This window comes from Pectobacterium betavasculorum (assembly GCF_000749845.1).
GTDB lineage: Bacteria > Pseudomonadota > Gammaproteobacteria > Enterobacterales > Enterobacteriaceae > Pectobacterium > Pectobacterium betavasculorum.
Genome location: NZ_JQHM01000001.1, coordinates 148338 through 167642, shown reverse-complemented (window position 1 = coordinate 167642; position 19305 = coordinate 148338). Strand labels below are relative to the sequence as shown.

At 53.7% G+C, this 19305-nt stretch carries 19 protein-coding genes; 16 read left to right on the top strand and 3 right to left on the bottom strand.

Annotated features, from left to right (window positions below; all coding sequences use genetic code 11):
* Positions 1-10: 10 nt before the first annotated feature.
* Genes KP22_RS00710 through hycI form a run of 8 tightly spaced genes read left to right on the top strand, consistent with a single transcriptional unit; the run spans position 11 to position 6874 of the window.
* On the top strand, positions 11-961 hold the full coding sequence (locus KP22_RS00710) for a respiratory chain complex I subunit 1 family protein (protein WP_039321783.1): 951 nt from the start codon (positions 11-13) through the stop codon (positions 959-961).
* 18 nt (positions 962-979) lie between these two features.
* Positions 980-2437, top strand: a complete 1458-nt coding sequence (locus tag KP22_RS00705) for a hydrogenase 4 subunit D (RefSeq protein ID WP_039302848.1) — start codon at positions 980-982, stop codon at positions 2435-2437.
* A 12-nt stretch (positions 2438-2449) separates the two neighbouring features.
* The gene (locus KP22_RS00700) at positions 2450-2914 is read left to right on the top strand and encodes a hypothetical protein (protein WP_039301888.1); all 465 of its coding nucleotides are present in this window, start codon (positions 2450-2452) and stop codon (positions 2912-2914) included.
* Between the two features lie 13 nt (positions 2915-2927).
* Positions 2928-4637 carry a hydrogenase large subunit gene (locus tag KP22_RS00695; protein WP_425311574.1) on the top strand — a complete coding sequence of 570 codons (1710 nt, stop codon included), beginning with the start codon at positions 2928-2930 and terminating at the stop codon, positions 4635-4637.
* A gap of 10 nt (positions 4638-4647) precedes the next feature.
* Entirely contained in the window at positions 4648-5196 is a 549-nt protein-coding gene (hyfH, locus tag KP22_RS00690) for a hydrogenase 4 subunit H (RefSeq protein ID WP_039302844.1), read from the top strand.
* Positions 5193-5972 carry an NADH-quinone oxidoreductase subunit B family protein gene (locus tag KP22_RS00685; protein WP_039321777.1) on the top strand — a complete coding sequence of 260 codons (780 nt, stop codon included), beginning with the start codon at positions 5193-5195 and terminating at the stop codon, positions 5970-5972. The genes hyfH and KP22_RS00685 overlap by 4 nt, the downstream gene beginning before the upstream one ends.
* On the top strand, positions 5965-6387 hold the full coding sequence (locus KP22_RS00680; RefSeq protein ID WP_039321774.1) for a formate hydrogenlyase maturation HycH family protein: 423 nt from the start codon (positions 5965-5967) through the stop codon (positions 6385-6387). The genes KP22_RS00685 and KP22_RS00680 overlap by 8 nt, the downstream gene beginning before the upstream one ends.
* A gap of 4 nt (positions 6388-6391) precedes the next feature.
* Positions 6392-6874 (top strand): hydrogenase maturation peptidase HycI, encoded by a 483-nt coding sequence (gene hycI, locus KP22_RS00675; RefSeq protein WP_039301876.1) that lies wholly within the window; start codon positions 6392-6394, stop codon positions 6872-6874.
* A gap of 51 nt (positions 6875-6925) precedes the next feature.
* On the opposite strand, the gene KP22_RS00670 is transcribed toward hycI, so the two are convergent.
* Complete coding sequence (locus KP22_RS00670; protein WP_052012447.1) at positions 6926-8905, bottom strand: sigma 54-interacting transcriptional regulator; 1980 nt, start codon at positions 8903-8905, stop codon at positions 6926-6928.
* Between the two features lie 686 nt (positions 8906-9591).
* Between KP22_RS00670 and hypA the strand changes: the two genes are divergently transcribed.
* From hypA to hypE, 5 genes are read left to right on the top strand one after another with little or no spacing between them, the layout of a single operon-like run.
* Complete coding sequence (gene hypA, locus KP22_RS00665) at positions 9592-9945, top strand: hydrogenase maturation nickel metallochaperone HypA (protein ID WP_039301870.1); 354 nt, start codon at positions 9592-9594, stop codon at positions 9943-9945.
* Position 9946: 1 nt separating this feature from the next.
* Positions 9947-10822, top strand: a complete 876-nt coding sequence (hypB, locus tag KP22_RS00660) for a hydrogenase nickel incorporation protein HypB (RefSeq protein ID WP_039321771.1) — start codon at positions 9947-9949, stop codon at positions 10820-10822.
* On the top strand, positions 10813-11091 hold the full coding sequence (locus tag KP22_RS00655) for a HypC/HybG/HupF family hydrogenase formation chaperone (protein WP_039301865.1): 279 nt from the start codon (positions 10813-10815) through the stop codon (positions 11089-11091). Before hypB ends, KP22_RS00655 begins: the two co-directional genes overlap by 10 nt.
* The gene (gene hypD / locus KP22_RS00650) at positions 11091-12209 is read left to right on the top strand and encodes a hydrogenase formation protein HypD (RefSeq protein WP_039321768.1); all 1119 of its coding nucleotides are present in this window, start codon (positions 11091-11093) and stop codon (positions 12207-12209) included. Before KP22_RS00655 ends, hypD begins: the two co-directional genes overlap by 1 nt.
* Positions 12209-13219, top strand: coding sequence for a hydrogenase expression/formation protein HypE (gene hypE, locus KP22_RS00645; RefSeq protein ID WP_039323365.1), 1011 nt, complete (start codon positions 12209-12211; stop codon positions 13217-13219). The genes hypD and hypE overlap by 1 nt, the downstream gene beginning before the upstream one ends.
* 225 nt (positions 13220-13444) lie before the next feature.
* Here hypE and ybbP read toward each other — a convergent pair whose 3' ends face one another.
* Both ybbP and ybbA read right to left on the bottom strand, forming a co-directional pair.
* The gene (gene ybbP, locus KP22_RS00640; RefSeq protein ID WP_039301861.1) at positions 13445-15874 is read right to left on the bottom strand and encodes a putative ABC transporter permease subunit YbbP; all 2430 of its coding nucleotides are present in this window, start codon (positions 15872-15874) and stop codon (positions 13445-13447) included.
* Entirely contained in the window at positions 15871-16602 is a 732-nt protein-coding gene (ybbA, locus tag KP22_RS00635; protein WP_052012446.1) for a putative ABC transporter ATP-binding protein YbbA, read from the bottom strand. The genes ybbP and ybbA overlap by 4 nt, the downstream gene beginning before the upstream one ends.
* Here ybbA and tesA point away from each other — a divergent pair.
* The 3 genes from tesA to KP22_RS00620 all read left to right on the top strand — a co-directional run bounded on the left by tesA (position 16528) and on the right by KP22_RS00620 (position 18978).
* Positions 16528-17208, top strand: coding sequence for a multifunctional acyl-CoA thioesterase I/protease I/lysophospholipase L1 (tesA, locus tag KP22_RS00630; protein WP_197061557.1), 681 nt, complete (start codon positions 16528-16530; stop codon positions 17206-17208). The two genes, ybbA and tesA, sit on opposite strands and share 75 nt — an antisense overlap.
* Positions 17209-17236: 28 nt before the next feature.
* The gene (locus KP22_RS00625; protein ID WP_039301857.1) at positions 17237-18007 is read left to right on the top strand and encodes an SDR family oxidoreductase; all 771 of its coding nucleotides are present in this window, start codon (positions 17237-17239) and stop codon (positions 18005-18007) included.
* Positions 18008-18117: 110 nt separating this feature from the next.
* Positions 18118-18978 (top strand): co-chaperone YbbN, encoded by an 861-nt coding sequence (locus tag KP22_RS00620; RefSeq protein WP_039301856.1) that lies wholly within the window; start codon positions 18118-18120, stop codon positions 18976-18978.
* Positions 18979-19305: the final 327 nt, after the last annotated feature.

The following is a 19305-nucleotide window of genomic DNA, read 5'->3' as shown; positions in this document are numbered from 1 at the left end:
GGGAAAGATCATGACGATGCAAGAAACTCCGTCGCTAATGATGGGCATCTTTGCACTGATACAGGCAGGGATTCTTTTGTTACTGACACCTTTATTTACCGGTATCTCCCGCCAGATCCGCGCCCGCATGCACTCACGCCGTGGGCCGGGTATCTGGCAAGACTACCGCGATATAGTCAAACTGCTCGGACGTCAGGACGTCGCTCCGGCGCAATCCGGCATAATCTTTCGCGCGATGCCCTGGGTGTTACTGGGTAGCATGTTACTGATCGCAATGACGCTACCGGTATTGACCCGCACTTCGCCCTTTGGCGATGCGGGTGACATCATCACGCTACTGTATCTGTTTGCTCTGTTCCGTTTCTTCTTCTCTCTATCCGGTCTCGATACTGGCAGCACCTTCGCGGGCATCGGTGCCAGTCGTGAACTGACGCTGGGCGTATTGGTTGAACCAACACTCATTCTTGGTCTGTTGGTTGTCGCCCTGATAGTGGGTTCCACAAACATCGGGACTATCAGCGCCGCGCTGACGGACGCCTGGATCTCACCGACGGCAACGCTGCTGGCGCTACTGGCCTGCGGCTTTGCCAGTTTTATCGAGATGGGAAAAATTCCGTTTGACGTCGCAGAGGCGGAGCAGGAGTTGCAGGAAGGGCCGCTGACCGAATACTCCGGCTGTGCTCTGGCGCTGGTGAAGTGGGGCATTGGCCTAAAGCAGGTGGTAGTTGCCGCACTGTTTCTGGCGGTGTTCATGCCATTCGGTAAAGCGGCGGACATCACCGCAGTCTCCCTGCTGATAGCGCTTGTCCTGATGCTGATCAAACTGCTGGTGATTTTTGTACTGGCGTCACTATTTGAAAACAGTCTGGCTCGCGGACGCTTCCTGCTGACTCACCGGATCACCTGGGTAGGATTTGGCGTTGCCACGCTGTCATTTGTGTTTTATCTGATCGGTCTGTAAGGAGTCTGAAAAATCATGATGGAAAGTTCATCCTTTATGACCAATACGGCCCTCGCAACGTTGTTACTGCCATTTATTGGCGCGTTGCTGACGGCATGTTCGCCGAAACGCAACGCGAAATGGCTTTGCACAGGTTTCGCCTTGCTGGCAACGCTTGGCACTCTGGTGCTGGGCTGGGGCTTCCTGGCACACGGGAAAGTAGCCGTCACGCTTCCCCTTCTGAGCTATGGCAACGTGGCGCTGTTTGGTTTTACGGTCGATCGCATCAGTACGCTGATCGTTTTTGCCGTCGTCTTCCTCGGTCTACTGGTTAGCCTGTATTCAATTGGCTATATGAATACAGACAACCGCGAACATCCGCATGAGGGGACCAACCGCTATTATGCTCTCCTGCTGATCTTGATTGGTGCCATGGTCGGGCTGGTCATGTCTTCCACGCTCCTCGGTCAGTTATTATTTTTTGAGATAACAGGTGGCTGCTCGTGGGCGCTGATTGGCTACTATCAAACAGCAAAGTCACAGCGCTCGGCGTTGAAAGCGTTGCTGATAACTCACATTGCCTCTCTGGGTCTGTTTATTGCCGCCGCCACGCTGTTTATCTCAACGGGTACGTTTGCGTTGAGTGCTTTGTCCCAGCTTAGCGGTACTCCGGCGCTGCTGGTGTTCGGCGGTATTCTGTTTGCGGCTTGGGGCCAATCGGCTCAGTTGCCTTTACAGGCGTGGCTACCGGATGCCATGGAAGCACCGACGCCGGCCAGTGCCTACATGGATACCGCCTCAATGGTGAAAGTCGGAGTATATATCTACGCCCGCGCCATTGTTGAATCTGGGCATATCCCGCTAGTGATCGGCTGGATAGGCATCGGCATGGCCACCTTGACTATCGTCTACGGTTTCCTGATGTACCTGCCGCAGAAAGATATGAAACGCCTGTTAGCATGGTCCACCATCACCCAGTTGGGCTACATCTTCCTTGCTTTGTCCATCGCCATCTTTGGCTCCCGTGAAGCCTTTGACGGTGGAATTGCCTACATTTTCAACCACGCCTTTGCGAAAAGTCTGTTCTTCCTGGTGGTCGGTTCCCTCAGCTACTGTTGTGGCACCCGCCTGTTACCCCGTTTACGTGGCGTGATCAACAAATTGCCCGTCGTGGGTATCGGTTTCTGTATCGCGGCACTGGCTATCGCAGGCGTTCCGCCGCTTAACGGCTTTTTCAGCAAATTCCCCATCTTTGCAGCAGGGTTCGCTATGTCTCGCGAATTCTGGGTAATGACGCCGCTGATGGTGTTAGTGCTGATCGAGTCTGTCGCCAGCTTCTCCTGGCTTATCTACTGGTTCGGCCAGGTTGTACCCGGAGAACCTAGTGAAGAACTGGTTCAAGCCTCACCGCTGCCCATAACGATGCAACTGGTGCTGTTGGTACTGATCGTGATGTCGTTTTGTTCCAGCATCATTGCCGTAATCTGGCTTGGATAAGGGAGATTGATCATGACCGGTTCACTTATCATCAATAATCTGGCGGGGCTGATGATGTTCACCTCGCCGATGGTCATCGGCGTAAAACGTCCTGCGGCGTCCTGCTGGTTGTATTCACTTCAGACGCTGATACTGGTACTGCTGTTGTTGACGCTGGTGATGGGAGAGCTGGTGCGCATGATCTCGTCCATCATTTTTGGTTCTGCGCCACAGCAGGTCAGCCGGGGCGAACGTGGGCTTCTCACCACCTTGCCCATGGACGTCCTATTAGTGCTCATGCTGATCATGGGAACCAGCATTCCACACCCCGTAATACAAATACTCGAAAACGCGGCCAGCGTCGTACTGCAACGCAACAGCCGTGCCGTACAACCGCATTACACCTGGCCCTGGGCAAGTGGCTCCGATAATACCGTGAGTATCGCTGGCCGCCGTGCTGTTAATACCTCATCAGGAGAGAAAAGTGACTTACGATAATCACGTCAGGGCCATTCAGAGCGACCAAAAACTGGGGGGGAACTACCTGGCACAAATTCGCCATAAATTCCCTGCGGTGGTACTCGATGAGGAGTGGCAAACTCACGATCAACTGACTATTACGATAAAAACCGAGTCGCTGCCAGACGTCGTAGAATTTATTTATTACCAGTTAGGCGGCTGGCTACCGGTGCTGTTTGGCAACGACGAACGGACGTTAACCGGTAATTACGCCGTCTATTATGCGCTCTCCATGGAACAGGGGGAGAAGTGTTGGATCGTGGTTAAGGCGTATGTCGATCCCCTGACGCTGGAATTCCCTTCCGTCACCCCGCGAGTTCCCGCCGCCGTATGGGGGGAGCGCGAAATTCGAGACATGTACGGCCTGCACCCGGTCGGGCTACCGGATGAGCGTCGTCTGGTGCTGCCGGATGACTGGCCCGACGATCTCTATCCGCTGCGTAAAGACACCATGGACTATCGGCAACGCCCGGAGCCAACGACCCAAACTGAAACCTATCAGTTTAAAAACGAAGGCGGCAGCGAGGCACGCATCGTCCCCGTTGGCCCTCTGCACATAACCTCCGATGAACCCGGCCACTTCCGTCTTTTTGTTGACGGAGAACGTATTGTCGATGCGGACTACCGCCTATTCTATGTCCACCGCGGTATGGAAAAACTGGCGGAAACCCGCATGGGCTATAACGAAGTGACGTTCCTGTCTGATCGAGTATGTGGGATTTGTGGTTTCGCGCACAGCGTAGCTTATACCTCCTCGGTGGAGAACGCGCTGGGCATCTACGTGCCACCGCGCGCTCACGCTATCCGCAGTATATTGCTGGAAGTGGAGCGCCTGCACAGCCACCTGCTTAATATCGGACTGTCCAGCCACTTTACCGGCTTCGATACCGGGTTTATGCAGTTCTTCCGAGTCAGAGAGAAATCCATGGCACTGGCGGAGCTGTTAACCGGCGCGCGGAAAACCTACGGACTCAATCTGATCGGCGGTATCCGCCGTGACATCCTGAAAGAACAGCGTCAGAAAGGGATCAAACTGGTCCAGGAAATGCGTGCCGAAGTGACCCAACTGGTCGATATGCTGCTCAACACACCCAATATGGAGCAACGTACCCAAGGCATCGGCCTGCTGGATCGTAACATCGCGCGTGACTACAGCCCGGTTGGCCCGATGATCCGCGGCAGTGGTTTTGCCCGCGATATGCGTTTCGACCATGATTACGCAGGCTACAGCTCGCTGCCGAAAACGCTGTTCACACTGGACGGCTGTGATGTGTTCTCCCGTGTAATGGTGCGAGTGAAAGAGACGCTGGAATCTTTATCTATGGTGGAATTCGGTCTGGCTCACCTGCCAGAAGGCCCTCTGCTGACCGAAGGCTTTACCTACCAACCGTATAAGTTCGCGCTGGGCTATACCGAAGCCCCGCGCGGAGAAGACGTTCACTGGAGCATGCTAGGTGACAACCAGAAACTGTTCCGCTGGCGCTGCCGTGCCGCAACTTACGCAAACTGGCCGGTGCTGCGCTATATGCTGCGCGGTAACACCGTATCCGATGCGCCGCTTATTATCGGTAGCCTCGATCCCTGCTATTCATGCACCGACCGCGTTACGCTGGTGGACATTAAAAAACGCAAATCCACTACGGTGCCTTACAAAGAGATCGAGCGTTACAGCATTGAGCGTAAGAATTCGCCGCTGAAATGAGGGATGAATGATGCTGAAATTATTTAAAACCATCTGGCAGGCTGGCAATGTCACCATCAAATATCCGTTTGCGCCTCTGGAGGTTTGCACCGGATTTCGCGGTAAACCGGAATACGATGCCCAGCAATGCATCGCCTGCGGTGCCTGTACCATCGCCTGCCCCGCCAATGCGCTGACCATGGAAACCGACATTGAGTCTGGTGCCCGCACCTGGCAACTGTTTCTTGGGCGCTGCATCTTTTGCGGCCGCTGTGAAGAAGTGTGCCCGACCCGCGCCATTCAGCTATCAGCAGATTTTGAACTGGCCGTAACCCACAAACCGGACTTATATACCCGCGCCACCTTTACTCTGCTGAAGTGCCGAGTGTGCAGTCAGCCCTTCGCCGCAGATAAATCGGTGGAATATGCCATGGCGCTGCTGGCACATTCCGGTATTGATGCTGAAAGCATAGAAGACATGCGACCCCAGTTTGAAACCTGTCCAGCCTGCAAACGTGAGCAAAGTCTGAATCATCACGGTCGCACCAATCTGGATTACCATATTGGAGAGGCAAAATGAGCCAGCCAGAAATGAAAATAAACCATCATGTCAGCCAGCCCATTACCCTTGATGAGCAGGCCACCCAGTTGAAAAGGCATCTGCTGAAAGATATTCAGCGTTCAGCTTACGTCTATCGTGTTGACTGTGGTGGCTGTAACGGTTGCGAAATCGAAATCTTCGCCGCAATTACGCCCCTATTTGATGCCGAACGTTTCGGTATCAAAGTGGTGGCCTCGCCACGTCACGCCGATGTCTTACTGTTTACCGGTGCAGTCACCCGCGCAATGCGGGTTCCCGCCCAGCGCGCCTATGAATCTGCGCCGGATCCTAAAATTTGTATCTCCTATGGGGCGTGCGGCTGCGGCGGTGGAATTTTCCACGACCTGTATTGCGTATGGGGCGGTAGTGAAAGCATTGTCCCTATTGATGTCTGGATCCCTGGCTGCCCACCGACACCCGCCGCAACGATCCACGGCTTTGCCGTAGCACTCGGCCTGCTGGAGCAAAAACTGAAAGGGCAAGACCACATTCAGTTGCCGGGAGAGCGGGCGGAAACCCTGCTACCCACCATACCGCTGGCAACACGCGTTATGGTTGAGCGGGAGGCACGTCGACTTGCCGGATATCGGCAAGGCCGTGAAATCAGCGATCGGTTACTGACTCTGCTGGCTGACTCCGACCTCTCCACTGCCGCCAAAAAAGTGGATGTCTGGCTCAGCGAGGGAAACGACCCGCGCCTGCGTGAAATCGTACAGTGCCTGATGCAGCTATTGCGGGAGGCACCGAATGTCTGAGGATCAGGTTATCTTTTGGTCGCTGCGCCAGAAATTTCTCGACAGCGAATCAGTGCCCGAACAACCCCAGCAGGTGATGTATTACTCACTGGCGATTGGCCATCATGTCGGCGTGATCGATTGCCTGAAAGCCGAGCTGGCCTGCGATCTCGATCGCTATCCGCAGTGGACAGCCATGCTCGGCACCGGAGACGCACAGCGCAAAATGAATGGTCTGCTAACCTTCGGAGAAATTTATATCGATAGCACGCACGTCGACATGCTGGCTCATGCGCTGGCGCCATTGGCGCAAACTGCTCAGTTAGAGCCGTTTCAAACCTGGAGTGCCACACTACTGCGTCTGCTGGCAGAAATTCAGCAAGAGCCCGCTATTTATCTCATCGTAAAAAAACAGATTGCCAATAAAGTAGGATGAACCGATGACACATACCACACCTGATATCCTTCTGACCGTCGGTAACAAAATGATGGGTGACGACGGTGCCGGCCCGCTTCTGGCGGAAATGATGGCGTCCGGCCCGATTACGGGCTGGATTCCAATTGATGGCGGTGCCACGCCGGAAGATATGACGCATCACATTCAGGCGTTACGCCCCGATCGGGTACTCATTGTGGACGCTGCCGATATGGGGTTAATGCCGGGTGACATACGTCTTATCGACCCAGACGACATTGCCGAAATGTTTATGATGAGCACGCACAACATGCCGCTTAACTTCTTAATCGAGCGATTAAAAGAGACGGTTCCAGACGTCATTTTTCTGGGGATTCAGCCAGATATTGTCGGGTTCTGTTACCCGATGACGGAAAAAATCAAACAGGCAGTAGAAACCGTGTATCGGAAACTGCCTGAATGGGAGGGTAACGGCCCGTTTGCTCAGCTAACGGCTGAAGAAGTCTAGCCAGACACCATCATGCCGGAGCCAGGCTCCGGCAATTTACCCGTCAGACCGTTATAAATCGTATACCGAAATCCCCAATCGCTGCATACGAGAAAGCAGCGTGGTGCGTTTCAGCCCTAACCGCAGGGCAGCACCACGTGGCCCTGCCACCACACAGTTGGTTTCTCTCAGCACCTGAATGATGCGCTGACGTTCATTCTCATCGTTTTCCGGCGGCGACGTCAGAGCAATTTTATTCCCTTTCATCGATACAGACGGTACAGGCACATTTAGCTCGTGCATCTGCAAATTCAGCGTTGAACCTCGGGTCAGGATCACCGCCCTTTCGATGACATTTTCCAGCTCTCGCACATTTCCCGGCCAGGGGTACTGGCAGAGCTGGCGCAGCGCCTGCGCCGGAATATTATCTATACTACGTTTCATTCTATGCGCAATTTTCTGGACAAAGAATTTCGCCAGCGGAGGAATATCTTCAGGCCGTTCGCGTAGAGGCGGGATAGAGATTGGGAAAACATTCAGCCGGTAATACAAATCGCTTCTGAATTCGCGATCCATCGACATCTGCTTCAGGTCGCGATTGGTTGCGGCAATCAGGCGTACATCTACCGGGATAACCTTATTACTACCCAGCCGCTCGATTTCTCTCTCCTGTAGCACCCGCAACAGCTTGGGCTGAAGCTCAAGCGGCATATCGCCAATTTCATCCAAAAACAGCGAGCCACCTTCCGCCATTTCAAAACGCCCGATATGAACCGTGGACGCGCCAGTAAATGCCCCTTTTTCATGCCCAAACAGATCGCTTTCCAACAGACCGGAAGGCACGGCGGCACAGTTCATTTTGACCATTGCCCCCTTATGGCGATAGCTCATCTTATGGATAGCCCGTGCAATCAGCTCTTTACCCGTACCGGTTTCCCCGAGGATCAGTACGGTACTATCGCTCGTCGCCACCATACGCATTTGCTCCAATACTGACCGCATCTGAGCGCTTTGATATATGATATCGCCCTCGGCATCCGTGTTCTGAATACGCGCATTAAGCCAGATATTTTCATTCTTTAGGGTATCTTTCAGACGCGAAATCTGACCGTAAGCATCGGCGTTATCCACAGCGATGCCGATACGAGCCGCTATTTGCTGCAACAGATTCAGATGATTGTCATGAAAAAAATCCGCTTGCTCATAGGCCAGAACCAGCACCCCTAACGGTTTACTATTGAAAGAGAGCGGCAACAGACACACCGTAGACAACTGGTGGGAACGCAATTCATCAAAAAAAATATCGCGAGCCTGCTGGCAGCGTTCGTCGTCAAGGTTGAGCACGACAACCTCGTGCCTTTGTAGAACGTGCTCAGTTAACGATTTCGCACGAGGAAATGTACTCTGGTGGCGGGATACCGGGGAATCAGGGGCATAATAGGCCGACCACAGGCGGAAATCAGCGGGTTTTTCACTGTTGCTGAGCGCCATCGCAATATACTGAACGCCAAAAAAACGGTGGATCTCCCGCGAGACTTCCTGCACCAACGCATCCATCTCCAGATGAGATAGCACCGAATTCGTAATATCGACCAGAATGCGGAAATGATCGCGCTGATGTCGCATCTGGTGGGACTCATCAAGCAAGGTTTTGTTGTGGCAAATATGGGAAAGCACCCCGCCAGCAATGCACGCCACCTGACGCAGAAAACCAAGCTCTTCTGGCGTAAAGTGTCCACCACGGGAACGAATAAAACTCAATTCCCCCTGTAATCGGCTCGTACCATTTAGCGGCACGGTACAGCGTCCGCCATCCGTGCAAAACTCGTCCTGCTCCGGTGTTTCCTGTGTGACATCCCGCTGCCAGAAACCATCGTTAGGCAACAACAATGTAGCCGACTGGAAGAAAACGAACTCCGAGGATAGAGCGGTCAGGACCGATAAAACGGAAAGCGGATCCTGCTGGAGGAGCAATGCCTCCGCGATATCGGCCAGTTTCTCGCGCCGGATATTCCAGTTGCCAGCGACTCGGGAAGTATTGAGTGAAATCATCGGGGATTTAGCTACCACTTCCGAATTAAGATGCACTAATTATAAGGAGGTGGAAAAATAATAAAACCGACAGTACCCGGTACTTTGATCTGACACAATATTTTTATTTCCTCACATTTAGCACCTGCATTTTTGTGTGGTAAAAAACATAGCACTATAAATAATTATCAATAAAACATTCACTAATAAATATTATTCTACTTTCGGGATAGGGTAATGATATTTGCTATATATCACAGCGTCATTCCTATAATCTGTCGACAAACTAATTTATTCCAATAATAGAAAACAATGCAATAATACGACGATAATATTGAACCCATAGACCTTAAGCATGAGACATATAGCAAACCATCATAAAAAACCATTTATTATGAAACCATCGGTACATGTTGCTGGAAATATAATTAAACCCTCACATACCACACATCCTTATATTGATGAGCAATAATAGAATTCCGTCAAAAAAACGGCACGCGTATTGCTTCCCGAATACCTCTACTCTTATTACCCTTACTTTTCATCCTACCGAGGGAAATATTTGGCCGAAATCTCATCACAATACCCGACAGCATCAAAAAAAAGGCTTTCAGTAGCTGAGAAAATAAAACCTCTTAAGGCAGAAAAAGCCGCCGGACAAGTATGGCATCCCGCTTACGGCGGTATGGTTTTGCTTCGGAGACATTATGCATGAACTCACGCTTTGTCAGCGCGCCATCGAAATCATTGAACAACAAGCCCAGCAACACGGCGCCAAAAAGGTCACCGCCGTCTGGCTAGAAGTTGGCGCTTTTTCTTGCGTTGAAACCAGCGCCCTCGATTTTTGTTTTGGCATGGTATGTCGCAGCACGCTGGCGGAAGGATGCCAGCTCCATCTGCACCAGCAGGAAGCTGAGTGCTGGTGTTATGACTGCCAACAGTCAGTCACGCTGTTAACCATCCAGGTACGTCGCTGCCCGCAATGTCAGGGCGATAACCTGCGAATTGTGGCTGACGATGGCATCCAGCTCAAACGCATGGAAATAGAACAGGAGATTTAGTATGTGTACAACCTGTGGTTGCGGCGAAGGTAACCGCTATATCGAAGGGGATGAACATAATCCTCATTCCGCTTTTCGCAGTGCTCCTTTTGCACCCGCCGTGCATCCAGCCATAAAGATTACCGGACTGAAAACACCTTCTTTTATACCTAAGGAAACCCGTTCGGGTGATTTGCACTACGGACATGGAGCAGCGGGAACCCACGCACCGGGAATGACGCAGCGCCGGATGCTGCAAATAGAAATCGATGTTCTTGATAAAAACAACCAGATCGCAACCCACAATCGCAAGCAGTTTTCTGCCAGACGGCAGTTGGCGCTCAATCTGGTATCCAGCCCCGGTTCCGGCAAAACCACACTATTGACGGAAACGCTGCGACGCCTGCACGGTCGCGCCGAATGTGCCGTTATTGAAGGCGACCAACAAACCAGCAACGATGCAGCCCGTATACGCGAAACCGGTACGCCTGCCATTCAGGTCAACACGGGAAAAGGCTGCCATCTGGATGCACAAATGATCCATGACGCCACGCAGCGTCTGCAACTGGTGAATAGTGGGATACTGTTTATCGAAAACGTTGGCAATCTGGTGTGCCCTGCAAGTTTCGATCTGGGCGAACGTCACAAGGTGGTGGTACTTTCCGTCACGGAAGGAGAAGACAAGCCGCTAAAATATCCACATATGTTTGCGGCGGCCTCCCTGATGCTACTGAACAAAGTGGATTTGCTGCCGTATCTCGATTTTGACGTTGAAAAATGTCTGGCCTACGCCCGGGAGGTGAACCCGGGTATTGAAATCCTGCTGGTTTCCGCCACCAAAGGCGACGGTATGGAACAGTGGTTAACGTGGCTGGAGGCCCAACAACAATGTGCATAGGCGTTCCCGGTCAGGTAAAAGAGCTTATCGGCGACAGTGCTGCCTGGGTGGATGTTTGCGGCATTCGTCGCGAAGTGAACATGTTATTAGTTGGTGCGTATGACGACGATGGTCAATCACGAATTGATCAGTGGGTATTGGTGCATGTCGGCTTCGCCATGAGCGTGATTGACGAACAGGAAGCCCGCAACACGCTGGAGATATTACAAAAGATGTTTGGCGTCGAACCGGATGTCGGCGTGTTGCTGTACGGTGAGGATCGACGCTAATGCATCTTGTCGATGAATACCGCGATCCCGAGAAAGTGATGGCGCTTATTGCCCACCTTAACCAGCGGGCTCCAATGCTTTCTTATACCAAACAGCGTCCATTGCGCATTATGGAGGTCTGCGGAGGTCATACGCACGCGATATACCGCTTTGGTATTGATCAACTGTTGCCGGAAAATATTGAATTTATTCACGGTCCAGGCTGCCCAGTGTGCGTCCTGCCGATGGGGCGTATCGACAACTGCCTTGAGATAGCCAGCCATCCAGAAACGCTTTTTTGTACCTTCGGTGACGCCTTGCGTGTTCCGGGGAAAAATGGCTCTTTACTGAATGCCCGCGCCCGCGGAGCAGACATCCGCGTGGTTTACTCCCCTCTGGATGCACTAAAACTGGCTCGCGATAATCCACAGCGCAAAGTGGTATTTTTCGCCTTGGGGTTTGAAACCACCATGCCAGCAACCGCTCTCACCTTGCAACAAGCCAAGGCTGATGGCATCAACAATTTTTACCTTTTTTGTCAGCACATTACCATCATCCCCACCCTACGCAGCCTGCTGATACAGCCGGATAACAGCATTGACGCTTTTATCGCGCCGGGACATGTCAGCATGGTAATCGGGGTCGATGCTTACCAGTTTATCGCCACTGAATTCCAGCGCCCGTTGGTAATCGCGGGATTTGAACCGGTTGATCTGCTGCAAAGTGTTCTCATGTTGATCGAGCAAAAAATCGCCGGCCAACCTGATATTGAAAACCAGTACCGCCGTGTGGTGCCAGATGCAGGCAACACGCTAGCGCAAAAAGCGATAGCGGACGTTTTCATGCTGAAAGGTGACGCCGAATGGCGTGGTTTGGGCATTATTGGTGAATCCGGCGTGACATTAACCCCAGATTACCAGCAGTTCGATGCGGAACGTTATTTTCGCCTACAGCCGCAAGATACCAGTGACGATCCACGGGCATGTTGTGGAGACGTATTAACCGGGCGCTGTAAACCCCACCAATGCTCGCTCTTCGGCACAATCTGCACGCCACAAAGTGCCTTCGGCGCGCTGATGGTTTCTTCCGAGGGCGCGTGCGCCGCCTGGTATCAATATCGCGCACAGGAGACGGCATGATGAAAACCATTACCCTCGCCCATGGCAGCGGCGGCCGAGCAATGCAACAGTTGATTTCCAGCCTGTTTATAGAGGCCTTCTCTAATCCATGGCTTGCAGAACAAGAAGATGCGGCACGCTTATCGCTGGCAGAGCTGACTGCCAGCGGCGACCGGCTGGCTTTCTCTACCGACAGCTATGTCATTGATCCGTTATTCTTTCCCGGTGGGAATATTGGAAAACTGGCAATTTGTGGCACAGCCAATGACATTGTCGTCAGCGGTGCGCGACCACGCTGGCTCTCCTGCGGCTTTATCCTCGAAGAGGGGTTAAGTCTGGAGATGCTGGAAACTATTGTACGCAGCATGGCGCAAACTGCTCAGGAAGCTGGTCTGGATATCGTCACTGGTGACACCAAAGTGGTTCCGCGCGGCGCGGCGGATAAAATTTTCATTAACACCGCTGGCATCGGTGCCATTCCCCGTCAGGTGTGCTGGGGAACCCATCAGATCGACAAAGGCGATGTCATTATCGTCAGCGGAACGCTGGGCGACCACGGGGCGACGATTCTCAATCTGCGCGAACAGCTTGGTCTGGAAGGTGAGCTAGCCAGCGACTGTGCGGTGTTAACGCCCCTGATTCAAATGCTGCTACCGATACCCGGCGTCAAAGCGCTACGCGATGCCACGCGCGGTGGCGTGAATGCCGTGCTACATGAATTTGCGGCCAGCAGCGGATATGGGATGGACATTATCGAGGCACGGCTACCAGTAAAACCCGTTGTCCGCGGCGTGTGCGAACTGCTGGGACTGGATCCGCTAAATTTCGCCAATGAGGGTAAAGTGGTCATTATTACCCGCCGAGAATCCGCGCCCGCCGTGATGGAAGCCCTACATCAGCACCCGTTGGGATGTGATGCGGCGTTGATTGGCGAAGTCACCGAACGGAAAGGTGTACGCATAACCGGGCTTTACAGCGTGAAGCGCACGCTGGATCTTCCTCATGCGGAACCTTTACCGCGTATTTGTTAGCACGCACATCGTGAAAACGCTGGCGGATGACGCCAGCGTTTTCACTGATTTCTGCACACCTACGAGAGATGAAAAAACGCCCTACGCCCAGGCACAACACAATGAAAGGTGCCAAGGACATCACGACCCCACTCACTACCCGCCCGCCAAGGGCTGAGGCCCACGAATGGGCCGAGTAACAAAACCAACACATATGCAGCTTGAAGCATGGCGGTATGCAATGCGTTATCCAGCAAACTGCCGGAACAGTGCTTTACCACGTAACAGCCGCAATCCCAGCCAGCCGCCGCAGAGTGACAAAAGGAACGCCGCGATTAACGGAAGCGTTATCCACATCGTGACATTCGGTTCCCAGGCAAAGTTAAAGACTTTACGCTGCAACAACCACAGAGCTGATTCCGCACCAATCGCCGCTGCCGTTCCCGCTACCAACCCAAGTACCGCAAACTCACACCATAGCGTAGTGCGCAACAAGCGTAATCCCGCGCCCAGTGTTCGGTACACCATCAGTTCCTGACGCCGTTGGCGCATCCCGACCTGAATTTGTGCCAGCAGCAGCAATACACCGCAGAACAGCACCAGAATGACCATAATCTCCAGCGCACGACTTACCTGCTGCAAGACCTGACCCACCTGACGCAGAATACTGCCGATATCCATCACGCTCACCGTCGGGAACTGACGATTCAGTTGAGTAATCATCTTCTCATCGCCATCGTAACGGAAGCTGGTCAGCCAGGACTGTGGCTGGTTGTCCAACGCCCCCACGGGGAAAATAAAGAAGAAGTTCGGACGTAGACTTTCCCAGTCTACCTGACGGAAACTGGTCACCGTGGCGCTAAACGGCTGCGTATCACCGGTAAAGGTCAGCGTATCACCAATCTTGATCCCCATCTCTTTGGCTTCTTTCGCTTCCATCGAGACTTCGCCCGCCTTCGGCGCTTCCCCTTCCACCAGCACGTTATGTTGTGGAATCCCGTTCATCCAGGTCAGGTTCAGTTCACGGTTTACCGTGTTGCCACCCGGATCGTCCTCATGGATCACTTCCGTCGCGATCTGTTGATTAATCTCCGTCAGCCGCGCACGAATAATCGGGAAGAACTGCTCCGGCATCACATTATGCTGAGAAAGGAATTCCCTCACCTGCGGCACCTGTTCCGCCGTGATATTCAGCAGGAAATAGTTCGGGCTGCCCGGTGGCAACTGCTGCTGCCAGCGCTCGAGCAAATCACCACGCATCACCAGCAGCAACGCCAATAGCATGAAGGACAGCGAAAACGCGGCCAGTTGGCTGAGCGTCGACCACGGCTGACGCAACAGGCGATTAATAGCCAGACGCAACGCCAGTCGTTTAACCGTCAAACGCCGTAACAGCAACAACCCGCCCCAGCCGATAACGCCCAGCAGTAGCGACAGCACAGCAACACCGCCGAGCAGCGACCACAGCAGCACGCCACCACCGGACAACACGGCCAGCAGGCCAACGACAATAAGCACAACAACTGGCAGGTAGTAGCGCAACGGCCACACATTCGCTACCACATCCTGACGCAGCACGCGCAGCGGCTGTGTCGCCAATAACAGTCGATACGGTCGTAGCCCAACCAACAGCGAAATCAACACCAGCGATCCCAACGCCCATACCCACGGCCATAGCCCAGAGGCTGGCAATGCAGCAGGTAGCACCGGAGCCAGCATTTTCATCAACAGCGCTTCAAACCCTAGCCCAAGCACGCTACCGCAAACCGCCGCCAATCCAAGCACAGAGAGCCATTGGCCGATGATTAATCGCCTCAGTGCTTGTTTACCAGCCCCCAATGTTTTCAGAATAGCGACCAAATCATAGCGGCTGCGGCAGTAATGCCCCATGGCCACCGCAACAGCGGCGATGGACAACAGCAGCGTGAGCAGCGCCGACAACAACAGGAACTGCTGTGACCGTTTTAACGACTGGCTCAGCGCACCTTCAGAATCTTCCATGCCATACCAACGCTGATCGGGCTTGAGCTGTGGCTTGATGAAGTTGCTGAACTCACTAATCTGTTTTTCATTGCCGGAAAACATGTAGCGCCAGGTAATGCGGCCACCCGGCTGAATTGCTCCCGTCTTCTCGACATCGTCCAGATTCATCAGAATGCGCGGCGCGGTTTCAAACGGATTAAAGCCAGAATCGGGTTCCTGAATCAGCTCGCCGCTGATGCGCAGCGAGGTATCGCCGACGTCCAGCATGTCACCGACTTTCAGCTCGAGTAGCGCCAACAGGCGCGGGGCCACCAGCACCGTTCCTGCTTGCGCATGAAGCCCCTCAGGACGCGTCTGCAAATTGCCATACAGCGGATAGCGCTGGTCGGTAGCCTTGACCTGCGCCAACTGCGGCGTATCGCCCGCAAACGTCATGGTCATAAAGGAGATCTGCCGACTAAGCGTCAGCCCGCGCTGCTGCGCGTCCAGAAGCCAGGTTTCCGCGACAGGCCGCGATGCACGCAGCACGCGGTCACCCGCCAGAAAATCACGGCTCTGCTGACTGAGCCCTTTCTCCATGCGGTCGCTGATCGTACCCAGGGCAAGCACGCAGGCCACCGCCAGCGTTAACGCCAGCCAGACAATCAGTAAGGAAGGAGAGCGCCATTCGCGCCAGAACCACCGCCAGATCATGCGTCCTCCCGCAGCTTGCCGTCGACTAACCGCAGACGTCGCTCGCAGCGTGCTGCCAATTGCTCATCGTGCGTCACCAGAATCAACGTGGTGGCATAGTCGCGATTGAGTGAAAACAGCAAATCAACGATGCGTTCACCGGTTTTACGATCCAGATTCCCGGTTGGCTCATCGGCAAACAACACGTTAGGACGACCGCTGAACGCACGCGCCAGCGCCACACGCTGCTGTTCACCACCGGAAAGCTGGGCGGGAAGATGATGTAAGCGCTCCCCCAGGCCGAGCTGTTGCAGAAGTTGCTCAGCCTGCCCACGGCTGTGGTTGTCACTTTCACCGCGCAGCAACGCCGGTAATTGCACGTTCTCCAACGCGTTCAGCGTCGGCACCAGCATGAAAGACTGGAAGACAAAACCGACGTGTTGAGCACGCAGTGCCGCACGACCTTCTTCGTCCAGTGCGTTCAGCGACTTGCCCATCAGGCTAACGTCACCTTCGGTGCCATCATCCAAACCAGCCAGAATCCCCAGCAAGGTTGACTTACCGGAACCAGATTCGCCAATCAGGGCAATTGTCTGCGCAGGTTTGACAATGAGCTCAACTCCGGTAAGGATGGAAAGCCGATTCTCTCCTTGACCAACGTGCTTACTAAGATGATGAACTTCAAGAATGTTTTCTACGTGCGCAGTTTTGCTTGGCGTAGCACTCGCTGGGCTGGTCTTCGCAAACATGTTTTCGTCCTTTTGCTTCTGGGATTATGCAGCGTACGCGCTTTCGCCGCTGACACATTATTAATTCTGGGTGATAGCCTCAGTGCGGGCTACCAGATGCCAGCCGCTAACGCCTGGCCAACGCTGCTGAACACACAGTGGCAGACGCAGAAAAAAGGCATCGCTGTGGTTAACGCCAGCATTAGCGGCGACACCACCGCACAGGGGCTGGCGCGGCTTCCTGCTCTACTGAAACAACATCAGCCACGTTGGGTGTTGATTGAACTGGGCGGCAATGATGGGCTTCGGGGATTTCCTGCACCTAATATCGAACAGGATCTGGCGAAAATCATTACGCTAGTCAAACAGGCTGACGCTAAGCCGCTGCTCATGCAGGTTCGTTTGCCGACCAACTATGGCCGCCGCTACACCGAGTCGTTCAGCAATATGTACCCCAAACTTGCGGAACAGTTTGCGCTTCCTCTGCTGCCTTTCTTTATGGAGCAGGTGTATCTTAAACCGGAGTGGATGATGGAAGATGGCATCCATCCAACCCGTGATGCTCAACCGTTTATCGCAGAATGGATGGCGAAGCAGCTGGAACCCTTAGTTAACCATGAGTCTTAATAAATAGGCTTTTGAATTAGGTAAAGTTATGCAAAAAACGGTCTTTATTACCGGTTGCTCCAGTGGCATTGGCCTGATTGCCGCTCAGGATTTGCAAAAACGCGGCTATCGCGTGATTGCGGCCTGCCGCCGCGCAGAGGATGTCGCGCGTCTGGCTGCGTTGGGTCTGGAAGCGATTACGCTCGATCTGGATGACAGCGCCAGCGTTGAACAGGCCGCTGCGGACGTGATCAGACTGACCGATAACCGTCTGTATGGCTTGTTTAACAACGCCGGATACGGCCTATATGGGCCACTCAATACGATTTCACGCCAGCAGCTCGAACAGCAGTTTTCCAGCAATCTGTTCGGCACGCATCAGCTCACGCAGTTGCTATTGCCCGCGATGCTGCCACACGGCGAAGGCCGCATCATCCAGACCAGTTCGGTCATGGGGCTAGTGTCCACGCCGGGACGCGGCGCGTATGCCGCCAGCAAATATGCACTGGAAGCCTGGTCGGATGCGTTGCGCATGGAGCTGCACGGCAGCGGGCTGCGCGTCAGCCTGATCGAACCCGGCCCGCTTAGCACACGCTTTACTGATAACGTGGCGCAAACGCAGACGGACAAGCCGGTCACCAATCCCGGTATCGCCAAACGCTTCACGCTGCCGCCGGAAGCGATACTGCCGAAACTCCATCATGCGCTGGAAAGTTCACGGCCTAAATTACGCTATCCCGTGACGCTGGTGGCTCACGCCTTAACCTGGCTGCGTCGTCTGCTACCGGGGTGTCTGTTGGATAAAGTATTACGAGGATAAGGCAGCAGAAGGTGACGTATTGCGCGCCGCCCTCTGCACGAGGCTTGTAAGTCACACCAACAGGCCCCATCTAAAGATCAAACGAATTCAAGAAGTAAGAGAGAATACTCATGTTAGAACAACAAGCGACTATCGTTGACGTTAACGAATCCAACCTAAATCAGGTTTTGGAACACTCCGCGACACTGCCCGTCCTGTTTTACTTCTGGTCGGCGCGTAGCCAGCACTGTCTGGAACTGGAGCCTGTGCTGGACAAGCTGGCGCAGGAATACGCAGGACAGTTTGTTCTGGCGAAGGTGGACTGTGATGCCGAGCAGCGCGTAGCCGCGCAGTTTGGCCTGCGCTCAATCCCAACCGTTTATCTGTTTAAAGACGGGCAGCCGCTAGATGGTTTTCAAGGCCCACAGCCGGAAGAAGCGGTTCGTGAATTGCTGAAACGTGCATTGCCGAAAGAAGAAGAGCTGAAAGTCGCTCAGGCACAGCAACTGATCCAGGAAGATAAACTGCCAGAAGCAATGCAACTGCTGAAAGACGCCTGGCAACTCAGCCAGCAGCGCAGCGACATCGGCCTGATGCTGGCGGAAGTACAGATTCAAATTAAACGCAGCGAAGACGCCGAAGCCGTGCTGGCTACTATTCCTTTACAAGATCAAGACACGCGCTATCACAGCCTCGTGGCTCAGATTGAGTTGCTGAAACAGGCAGCAGACACACCAGAAATTCAGCATTTGCAGCAGCAGTTGGATGCCGACCCGCAAAATGCCGATCTGGCCGTTCAACTGTCTTTGCAACTGCATCAAGTTGGTCGTAATGAAGAGGCGCTTGAACTGCTGATGGGATTCCTGAAGAAAGATCTGACCGCTGCTAACGGTAGCGCACGTAAAACGCTGATGGACATCATGGCCGCCCTCGGCACCAGCGACGCCCTCGCCGCCCGCTACCGCCGCCAGCTCTACTCGTTACTGTATTGATTCTCTTGTGAAGAAGGCCAGAACGTTGATTCTGGCCTTCTTATTTTCAAACATTAGTCATCGTCTATATTGAATTGATACGATGATTTCGGGCAGATTTACCCGGCGTAAAAAATTATGCTGAGGAGATAGCAGGCTTAGGATGAGCCGCAGGACGCGGCGAAAGCTTGCGCCACGTCGGGAACGTGTCGCAAGCGGTCCGTTGAGCCTGATACCGACGAAGGCACCGCACAGCGGCGTAATTCACGCCAAAAAGCCTGGGGTCACGGGGCGAGCGGCGCTTGAGCCGCCCCGTGTCGGGCGTGTGATGAAAGCACAGAGAACACC